At 50.6% G+C, this 9,707-nt stretch carries 7 protein-coding genes and 1 tRNA gene; 2 read left to right on the plus strand and 6 right to left on the minus strand.

Translation table 11 applies throughout. The annotated features are described in order from the left end of the window. Positions 1 to 753: 753 nt before the first annotated feature. Positions 754 to 1,902: a restriction endonuclease gene (locus PHW69_08570; GenBank protein ID MDD4005238.1), complete on the minus strand. Its 1,149-nt coding sequence runs from the start codon at positions 1,900 to 1,902 to the stop codon at positions 754 to 756. A 388-nt stretch (positions 1,903 to 2,290) separates the two neighbouring features. On the opposite strand from PHW69_08570, the gene PHW69_08575 reads away from it, so the two are divergent. Further along, positions 2,291 to 3,151 carry an FRG domain-containing protein gene (locus tag PHW69_08575; GenBank protein ID MDD4005239.1) on the plus strand — a complete coding sequence of 287 codons (861 nt, stop codon included), beginning with the start codon at positions 2,291 to 2,293 and terminating at the stop codon, positions 3,149 to 3,151. Between the two features lie 1,445 nt (positions 3,152 to 4,596). On the opposite strand, the gene PHW69_08580 is transcribed toward PHW69_08575, so the two are convergent. From PHW69_08580 to PHW69_08595, 4 genes are all read right to left on the minus strand, one after another. Next, positions 4,597 to 4,683 (minus strand) — tRNA-Ser (locus PHW69_08580). A gap of 90 nt (positions 4,684 to 4,773) precedes the next feature. Further along, complete coding sequence (locus tag PHW69_08585) at positions 4,774 to 6,378, minus strand: GAF domain-containing sensor histidine kinase (GenBank protein ID MDD4005240.1); 1,605 nt, start codon at positions 6,376 to 6,378, stop codon at positions 4,774 to 4,776. Between the two features lie 12 nt (positions 6,379 to 6,390). Further along, positions 6,391 to 7,251, minus strand: coding sequence for a hypothetical protein (locus PHW69_08590; protein MDD4005241.1), 861 nt, complete (start codon positions 7,249 to 7,251; stop codon positions 6,391 to 6,393). 136 nt (positions 7,252 to 7,387) lie between these two features. Then, positions 7,388 to 8,623: a S8 family peptidase gene (locus tag PHW69_08595; protein MDD4005242.1), complete on the minus strand. Its 1,236-nt coding sequence runs from the start codon at positions 8,621 to 8,623 to the stop codon at positions 7,388 to 7,390. 156 nt (positions 8,624 to 8,779) lie between these two features. Here PHW69_08595 and PHW69_08600 point away from each other — a divergent pair, with 156 nt between their 5' ends. After that, on the plus strand, positions 8,780 to 9,238 hold the full coding sequence (locus tag PHW69_08600) for an SET domain-containing protein-lysine N-methyltransferase (protein MDD4005243.1): 459 nt from the start codon (positions 8,780 to 8,782) through the stop codon (positions 9,236 to 9,238). A 125-nt stretch (positions 9,239 to 9,363) separates the two neighbouring features. Here PHW69_08600 and PHW69_08605 read toward each other — a convergent pair whose 3' ends face one another. Beyond that, positions 9,364 to 9,681 (minus strand): multidrug efflux SMR transporter, encoded by a 318-nt coding sequence (locus tag PHW69_08605; GenBank protein ID MDD4005244.1) that lies wholly within the window; start codon positions 9,679 to 9,681, stop codon positions 9,364 to 9,366. Positions 9,682 to 9,707 lie beyond the last annotated feature (26 nt).

Genomic DNA, 9,707 nt, shown 5'->3' on the forward strand with positions numbered 1-9,707 from the left:
TGATCTGGCTGAAAGACTGGTACAGTCCGCAGGAATTGGAACGGGAATTGAATAGCTGGGTTGAAGACTATAACAGCAGTTACCTGCATTCGACACTGGGGTACAGATCGCCGAATGCGGCAGAAGCATCATACTACGCAGACCGGCTGTCTACTATTTGTGCCGCTTGACTTACAGGGGTGCATTACAAACATATGTTCCCCCATATCCTAAATCTGTAAAAAATTTTATGTTTTTATATTCTTTAATCTTTTTAGAGTTACAAATAGATTCACTGTGGAATATACACTCAGAACCCATTTTCAGTTTACACCTTTTCTCATCGAAAATCTAGAACAAACAGAGGATATAATACAATTGGCTGGTTATCCTCACCTGATGCAAAATCCGGCAAGCCGGATAGACGCGCACTTCGAGAGCGCGGCAGTTTGCACAGGTGGGAGATAACCGCATAAAAGCGTAAATGACAGAAAGGAAAACGGCGGGCTTCGGTCACAGCTCTGCTTCCTCACATACGCTCGTTGCAGGCCGCGACCCCGGCTCGTGGCCGCACACAGTGCGGCATCACTCCGCCTTTCGAATCCCTACGCAGGCCAAGCAGTTGGCCTGCTCTCTCCCGCCATAAAACAAAAAGCCCCGCTTTCGCGGGGCTTTTATCAGAATGGCGGGCCCAATGGAACGCGTTTCGCAACTATTTGCTTAACCATGGGAATGAATTGTTATTGCCCATAGCATTTAACTGTTAATGTTTCCCTAGCCATTTCCGTACCATCTAAAAGCTCGTCGAAACCCTTTTGAAGCAGCCTCTTTTACGGTAAAACTAAAAAATTCACCAGGTTTTGATATCTTTGTATAGTCATATTTTTGATCCATTGGTAAATGATAAATCCGCGTTTCCCTTCCATCTTCATCTTTATTAATATTGCATTTTATGCGAGGGAACGGTTCTAATTTCTTTGACTCAATAATGTCAACTTTTAAATACTTAGCAAAGCTTCTAGCTTCATCTGATACTTTTATATTTGTGATTAAAACTGGAACTACAAAGTCAGAACTTTTTGACGAAAGAATATATTCAACCGTTGTTCCATATAATTGGGCAATATGTTTCTCGTGAATTTGTTTATATTCGGCCCAGTATTTACATTGAATAATAAGGGTAATTCCATCTTTTTTTGCAATTATATCTCTTCCGAGATCTTTCAATTTCTGTTCTATACCAATGTATTCAATATCCCATCCATTTTTTTCATATTCATGACCAATGAACATTTCATAGTCACGTCCTATTTCCCACAGATTCTTTCTACCGGCAATATATCGATCTAATGCTAATTGATTCCTATCATCAACAGACAATTTGTCCCATTCTTCCGTAGTCAAATAATGTCTAGTCCTATCGACATTTTCTTCCAGTTCCACAAGATCATTAAACTCTCCCATTTCTTTTATAGTGGCTAAGTTGTCAACATATAATTCTAAGTCTGGGAAAAGTTTAAATAGATATTCATATTTATACTTCATAATCTTCATTTCCCGTATGTATGATTGAGTCTCCGAGCGGAGATTGCGGATTCGCTCTGCTTCTTTCGGGGCAGGATGTTTTTTCGTTTCTACATATTTGGCTGCAATTTCGTAGCGAAGAGTCTGATAATCAGACGCAAGTTCTGAAATATAGTTGAGGCCTTCAGCAAAATTTTCTGTTAATTTTTTATAAATTATTTCATTTTCACCTGAAATTTTAGAAAGCTGATTGTTTCTTACATGAAGGTGTTTATTTTCCTCATTAATCGAATGTACTTTCTTTAAAAGAGCTTCATTTTGCGATGTTAAGAAAGAAATTGTTTCTCGCTTTCTGCGAAATGAAGTTACAACTAAGTCGGTTGCTATGAGTATGCCCACAATACCTAAGAGTAACATAAACCCTCACCTATAAAATTCAACTATAGAACACTTTAGTAAACCAAATTTGACATTCATTTGTCTGTGATATGCCATAAAGCGCGGGCGGGGGGCCCTCGAATGGGCCTCCCTCAGCGCGACACTGCCTAACACCAATTTGTGGCAAATTGCGGCTCAAATCCGGCGGTTATCCTCACCGCAAAATCCGGCGGGCCGGATAGCCGCGCCATAAGGGCGCGCGGCGGTTAGCGCAGGTGGGAGATAACCGCCCCCTATGGGTTTATTAATAGTGCTATATCTCAACGCCAACACAGTATTGCAATAAGAGTTCTGTCGTTGTATACTAAAATGGAACTAAATATGCTATTTTTTTGGGGGGGGCATTCTAATGAAACTTCCGGCAACAAATATCCTTGAAACAATCGAATGCATTTCATGGAACGAATTTAAGCAAAAACTTCCTAGCATTGAGTCTAAATGCATCAAACTCGCTGACAACACCACATTTACTCCAATGGCCGCCTATTTCCGTGGACAAGCGGATGCCAAATGGGAACTTAAGACCACGCTCGAACGTGAGACACATTTCGAACTGTATTCGTCTTGCAAAGATTACATTTCTTTACTGAATAAAATAGATGGTGCAATAAAATCCATTCATCCAGAAAGTCCAAAATTTGACTATAAAAATCATTTGGATAAAAGTCACATGCTGTTTTCGAACAATGACTTATTGGAATATTTTGCATTTGTTAGGCATCTTGGTTTTCCCTCACCCTTACTAGATTGGTCACGCTCTCCATATGTCGCCGCATTTTTTGCGTTTAACACATGTGATCCAACTGCGGTCAGCAATGTCGCGATATATGTTCTATACAACAACTCCGTATTAACTCATGAGCAAACCTCTGGCATTCGGGGTACAACTTTTCTCTTCATTGGTGAATACCTGCGCACACATAAACGACACTATATACAACAAAGCAATTATACTCTTGCACTGGAAAGTAGCCTAACAAAAGACAACGCCACCTATAAACTCTCAAGTGAAAAATTTGTCCCATACATTAAAACTTTCGAATGTGACAACAGCAGAAACTATTTAAAAAAATATATCCTTCCCTCTAGCGAAAGGAATATTGCCCTTAAAGATTTAGACAAAATGAATATCAACTCATTTTCCCTATACGAATCTGATGAAGCCTTGATGAAAACCTTATTTAATCGTGAAGTTCTGTTCAAAGATTAATCATGACAAAAGCAATTATCTATGTGCGAGTATCAAGTCGGGAACAGGCCGACGAAGGCTATTCCATTGAGGCGCAACAGAAATTTCTACGCCAGTATGCCGCCGAAAAGGGCATTGAAATCGTTAAAGAATTCGTGGAAGTGGAAAGCGCAAAAGCGGCTGGCCGCACCGCTTTCAATGAAATGCTTGCCTATCTGCACCGCCAGAAACAGGTTAAAACGGTTCTCTGCGAAAAGACCGACAGGCTCTACCGCAATTTTACCGACTATGTTGCCTTGGACATCGACCAGCAGGACATCACTCTTATTCTTGCCAAGGAAGGTGAAGTATTAAACCGACAATCAAAATCACACCAGAAACTGGTGCATGGCCTTAAAGTGCTTCTGGCAAAAAATTACATCGATAATTTGCGCGAGGAAATTACCAAAGGCATGGCTGAAAAAGCGCGGCAGGGCGGCTACCCGCAAAAAGCGCCCACGGGCTATATAAACAACACCGTTACCAGAGCCCTCGACCTTGACCCGGAACGCGCCCCTTTTATTAAAAAAGTATTTGAACTATACGCTTCCGGCGCATACTCGTTGGAACAAGTACACGAAATTATCGAGAAAGACGGCCTAATTTCGCGCTCCGGCAAACACCTTAGCAAAAGCAACATTCACTGGATATTGAACAACCCTATTTATTACGGTTATTTCAGGTGGAAAGGCGGCCTGTACAAAGGCATACACCCGCCCATAATTACTAAAGCCCTGTTCGACGCCGTGCAGGAACGCTTTGAAAGCATGAACCGACCGAAGAAAACAAAACGCGATTTTGCATACACCGGCATGATTCGTTGCGCCAAATGCGGCTGCATGATTACCGCCGAAATGAAAAAAGGCAAATATGTTTATTACCACTGCACCAATTATAAAAAGGATTGCGCAAGGGACTATGTGCGGGAAGCTGAAATTGAAGCGCAATTTGATGAAGCCGTACGGCGCATTGTAATACCCACCGATAAACTGGCATGGCTGAAAACCATTTTACAGGAAAGTCATGCTGACGAAAAAACATTTCACGACGCAAGCGTGAAACAGCTCAACCACGAACTTGCCGAACTGCAAGACTGGACAGACAAAGCCTATCGTGATAAATTGCGGGGCGTAATAACCGAAGAATATTGGACCAAAACTACCGCCGAGTGGTCGGCCCGCGCCCAGACCCTTACCGAAACGCTTAAACGCCACCAGAGCGCAAACCGAAGTTATTTGGAAGAAGGCGTGAAGATACTTGAACTGGCGAACAAAGCGTATGACTTGTTCAAAGTTCGAAAGTCCCATGAAAAACGGGAGTTGCTGAATTGCCTTGTATCGAACTGCGTTTTAGACGGCAAAAAGCTGACCTTTACCTATAGAAAACCCTTCGACATTTTTGCCGAAGGGTTTTCTCGTTCAAATGGGCGGAGGGAGTGGGATTCGAACCCACGGAAAGGTTGCCCCTTCACTAGTTTTCAAGACTAGCGCCTTAAACCGCTCGGCCATCCCTCCGAATGTGCAATCGAAATTTCTTTCTGTTATTTTACCATTTCCGCCCGCTTCCCCGGTACGGGACCGCCGGCGCGAGACCGGGCCCGGCCGCTACGCCGTTTTGCCCGGCAGCCGAAACTTCAGGCGCAATTCAGCGCCTTTGCCGGGCGCGCTTTCCAGTTCCGCCGTCCCGCCGTGCGCCTCCACAATCCGCTTTACAAAAGCAAGCCCAAGCCCCCAGCCTTCCACCTGCCCGGTAAATGAATTTTCAGCCTGATAGAATTTGCGGAACACGTTCTGCGTGTCTTCCGGCGCAATGCCCGGCCCGTTGTCGGAAACCGTCACCACGCCAAACCCGCCCGCTTCCCCAACCGCGACATCAACCAGTTTCGTGCCGCCCGGATTGAATTTCAACCCGTTCGCGACCAGCTCGGCGATCGCGCTGCGGAGCAGCCCGTCATCCCCGGCAATGATAACACCCGGCTGCAGGCAGGTGAAAATTGATTTCTTCCCGACCTGCGGAGCCGGCATGTCGCCGGCCTGCCTCGGCAAAATGGCGTCCACCTCGTACTGCTCTGTGGCCCGCCGGACGGCTTCCGCCGTCAGCCGGCCCAGATCCACGTTCTTTTTCTCAAGCTTCGCCGGGTCCAGCCCTTCTACGGCGGCAAAGCTGACCACTTCGTCTATCAGCGCGTTCAGCTTCAGCCCCTGCCTCGTAATCACATTTACAGCCTTGATCGCATCCGGGCTGCCAACCTCCTCCGCAAGTATCTCCAGATACCCGTTAATAACCGTAAGAGGTGTGCGCAGTTTGTGCGAAATAAGCGACAGGAAATCCCGCGCCAGCCGCTCTTCAGTTTTTCTCGAAGTCACATCCCGGAACAGCAATATCCAGCCTTCCCGCCGCGCCGGCATGCCGTGCGCCGTTTCCGAGGCCAGGGGAATCACGTTGCCCTCGATAAAAAGTTTTTTGGGTTCCGTGCGCTCGCCTTCAAAATCAGTTGCCGGCTGTTCGGATTGCAGCAAAGTCTCCAGCGGCGGCGTCAGCCGCATCCCGGCCAACGCCTCGGAAATCCCGGCGGAAGTGTTTTGCAGATAAAGCCGGGCGGATTCATTGGCCAGTTTTATGTTGCGCGCGTCATCAAGCATGAGCACGCCGTCACGGGTGCGCTCGAACAACAATCCCAGCAGCCGTTTTTCCTCTTTGACCGAAGCGAATAACCGCGCGTTCTCGATCGCGATGGCGGCCTGCGAGGCGAACGCCTCGAAACTCCGCAATTCGTAATCGGTGAACGGCCCTTCAAGATGGTTGAGCGCCTGCACCACTCCGATAATTCTGCCTTTGACTATCATCGGGCAGGACAGGATGGAACGGGTCACGAACCCGCTTTTCTCGTCAATCGCGCGCAGATGGGAGGCGTCCAGCTCCACATCGTTTATGATGATGGATTTCTCCTCCAGCACGGTGCGGCCCGCTATGCCCTGCCCCGGCTTGAGCCGGATTTTCTGGATTTCGGGATCCAGCCCCATCGCCACGTCGAAATACAGTTCTCCGGTAACCGGATCAATAAGAAAAAGCGAGGCCCGCTCCGCGCCCACCACCCGCGAAGCCAGCTTCATGATGTAGTTCAGGAGATCGCCCAGCTCCAGCTTGGAAGATAACAGCCGGCTCACCGTTACCAGCATTTCAAGGCTGGAATAATCTTCACGCGGCATATTCGCTCCCCCTCAAAAACCCGCTTTGACAAGAAACCGGTAACTGTTCCTTATTGAATACGAACCCTGCGCCACCCAGTTGTAATCGAAATTGAAAAAGGAAGTGTCCGTAATATGCATCCGGATTCCGGTCCCCAGGCTGTGCGCTACCGGCATATCCGGCATGAACGAAATATAGTGATAACTGAGATACAGCGCGGCATTGTTATTGTCCTTGTCCACCCGGGTGAACTGGAAACCGCCCGAAGCCTTCGGAAACGCGAGCGTGCCGGTCAGCAGGCCCAGATCCGCCAGATCGGTCTGGTCAAAACTCGCGCCGGGGAACCGCCGGGTTCCGCCAACCGACGTTCCGTACTGGTATATCGCGCCGCTGAGCATGAAATTGAACTCGCCGTAGTAATCATGCACATAGTCGAGCGTGTAACACATTTCCGGCACCGTTATGCGGTCGGAATTATACGGCATGTTCTGCAGCGCCGCGCCGAACCCGACCGCCAGTGCCGCCGAAAAATCGTCGCCGCTGCGGCCGTAGATATTGAGCACCCGCCGGTCAACAACGCCGGCGGTAACCGAGTCAACCGCGCCCGTCGGCAGGTAGTAAAACATTTTCATGATGTTCAGCCCGTTCGCCGCGGTAATGTACCACGGAATGCGGACGGCGTAAATCACGTCGGAGAATTCCGCCCGTTTTGTGGTGGCAAATTCCGCGCCCAGAATTGAATTGGGCTCGGTAACCCCGTAAAGCGCGGCCCTGTTGCCGATATAGCCTCCGTCGCCGAAGGTAAATTCATCCTCCAGCCATAGCGCGCGAGCGGGCTGGGCGCAAAGCGTTAAAAGCGGGATAAGCAAAAACGTTCGTAAATTGGCTGCCATACAATCCTCTGCGGTTCTCCACTGCGGTATTTATAATGAATAGATTACCAAAGAACGCCGGAATTTAAAAGCCCATTGCGCGCCCGCAAAAAAGCCCGCCTGTTTCCCAGGCGGGCTTTTACGGGAAACGCGAAACTTAATTCAGCGGCAGGCGATCGGCTTCGATCAGCCCGTTGCCCTGTTCGGTCGGCTTGAGGTTAAGCGAAACCGACGCCGCCTTGAGCATTGCCACCACTTCATCCGGCGTTTTCGCTCCGGCCGCCACGGCCAGCGCCGCCAGACCGGCAGCATGGGGAGACGCCATCGAAGTGCCGCTCATCGTCTTGTAACCGCCGCCCCTGTAGGTGGAGTAGATATTCACTCCGGGCGTGATGAACTGGATAAGGTCGCCGCGGTTGGAAAAATAGGCGATCTTGTCTTTGTTGTCGGACGCGGCAATGGCGATCGCGCCTTTGTTCGCCGCGGGATAACCCACCGAGCCGCCGTCATTGCCTGCGGCGCAGACCACCGTAACGCCCGCCGCATAAGCCGCCGCCACGAGCTTTTCGATGGCTTCGCTGTTTTGCGAGGAACCGAGACTCATGTTGATGACCTGCATCCTGTTGGCCACCGCCCACTGAATGCCGTTGGCCACGGTGCTGTAGCTGCCGCTGCCGTCCGCGCCGAGCACTTTGACCGCGTAAAGCCGCGCGTTGGGCGCCACGCCGGTCGCGCTGGCGCTTTTGAGTGAGCCCGCGATCGTGCCCGCCACATGAGTGCCGTGCCCCTGATCGTCGTCGGCGGAAATGGAACTGTCAATAGCGTTGAAACTGCCGGCGATATTGTCCGCAAGATCCGGATGATCCAGATCAATGCCGGTGTCAATAACCGCCACAGTAACGCCCGCGCCGGTGTTGGCTGTCCATACCCGGTCAGCCTTGACGCGCGCAATGCCCCAGGGAATCTGGGCTTTGCCGGCTTTTGCCGGCGCACCGGAAAAAGCCTCTTTCGCTTTCGGCACGTCAACCGCGATCTTCCGGGTTTTGGTGACGAGGCGGCCCATGTCCGCAGAACCGGCCAGCTCTTCCAGCGTGACGCCGCTAATCCAGTTGACTACCCTGTCGTCTTCCATCCCCACAACAACGCCGCCCTTCTTCGTCTTGATATCGGTCTGAAGCCGGAGCGCCGAATCCGCGGGAATAACAACCGCCGCGGCGTTAATAAGGTGAAGATCATAGGTTATTTCACCGCCAATATCCTTCACCACCTGTGCGCGATTGGCCGCCCGTATCCCGTCGCGGAAAAACACGATCTTGCGTACTCCGTCCTGTGCCTGGACCGCTGTTCCCGCAAAAAACAGCGCGGCGATCATCAGTTTAATAAACCTTTTCATCAGTTTCCTCTCCATGCTTTGATGTGCCGGGCCGGTCTGACCAGGCTATTCCCATTATACCAAGTGGGTTAATTCTGTCAATTGCCTGCGCCATGCGTAATGCTATAATGCAGTTGTGCGGTGCAGGGCAGGCCGCCCGGCAAGAGGCAACCCAATATGGAAAAATTCAAACTTGAAAACAACCGTTTCGGAAAAGCGCTCGTGGTTCTGGCGCCTATTAAAAAGGATGAGCTGCTGTTTACGGACACCGGCATAATCTCCGCGGTCCAGACCAAATATTCCTATCAGGTGGACTGGAATCTGCACTGCGAGCCGGACGGGCCTTCCGCCTATCTCAATCATTCCTGTTCTCCGAACGTCGGCATCCGGGTGAAAAAAGGCGGACACCCGTCATTTTTCGCGCTCCGGGAGATCGGGCCGGGCGAAGTGCTCGCCATTGATTACGCCACTTTCGAGTACCGCACCAAGGTGCTCTGCGAAACCCGCTGCCTGTGCGGCAGCGACGGCTGCCGCGAGGTCATCCGCGGGTTCGTTGATCTCACCCGCGCGCAGGCCGACGCTTACGGCGACTACCTCGCCGACTATCTTCTGGATTCGAAAAAAGAACTGCAATAACCCGCCCCCGGCCCGCGCCGGGTCGGGTTTTTGCCGCCAGCTCCGCCGGCCCCGCATCCGCAGGGACATGCGCGCCTTTCTCCCGCCGGCATACCTGGTTTTTGCGAGCGGAATTTCGGAATCCGTCAGCCGGCCGAAATTTTAAGGCCCGTTATGCCGCATATCACCAATAACAGGCTTATTACGCGAGCCGGCGTGTGCGGCTCGTCGAACAGCCACACGCCCAGCACAGCCGTGCCGGCCGCGCCGATGCCGGTCCATACCGCGTAAGCGGTGCCCAGCGGCAGTTTGTCCACCGCCTTGGTCAGCAGAAAAAAACTCGCCGCCATCGCCGCTATGGTTACCGCTGACGGGCCCGGCGCCGAAAATCCTTTCGAATATTTCATGCTGACCGCCCAGACAATCTCAAACAGCCCGGCCAGAAAAAGCAAAACCCAGTTCATGGCGCCTCCTCAAGATGGCATATAAT

The organism is Elusimicrobiaceae bacterium (genome assembly GCA_028700325.1).
In the GTDB taxonomy this organism is placed as follows: Bacteria; Elusimicrobiota; Elusimicrobia; order Elusimicrobiales; family Elusimicrobiaceae; genus JAQVSV01.

Bases quoted from the DNA above. Each gene is read 5' to 3' on its own strand.
- PHW69_08575 (MDD4005239.1), top strand. From the start codon at position 2,291: ATGAAACTTCCGGCAACAAATATCCTTGAAACAATCGAATGCATTTCA.
- PHW69_08585 (MDD4005240.1), bottom strand. From the start codon at position 6,378: ATGCCGCGTGAAGATTATTCCAGCCTTGAAATGCTGGTAACGGTGAGC.
- PHW69_08590 (MDD4005241.1), bottom strand. From the start codon at position 7,251: ATGGCAGCCAATTTACGAACGTTTTTGCTTATCCCGCTTTTAACGCTT.
- PHW69_08595 (MDD4005242.1), bottom strand. From the start codon at position 8,623: ATGAAAAGGTTTATTAAACTGATGATCGCCGCGCTGTTTTTTGCGGGA.
- PHW69_08600 (MDD4005243.1), top strand. From the start codon at position 8,780: ATGGAAAAATTCAAACTTGAAAACAACCGTTTCGGAAAAGCGCTCGTG.
- PHW69_08605 (MDD4005244.1), bottom strand. From the start codon at position 9,681: ATGAACTGGGTTTTGCTTTTTCTGGCCGGGCTGTTTGAGATTGTCTGG.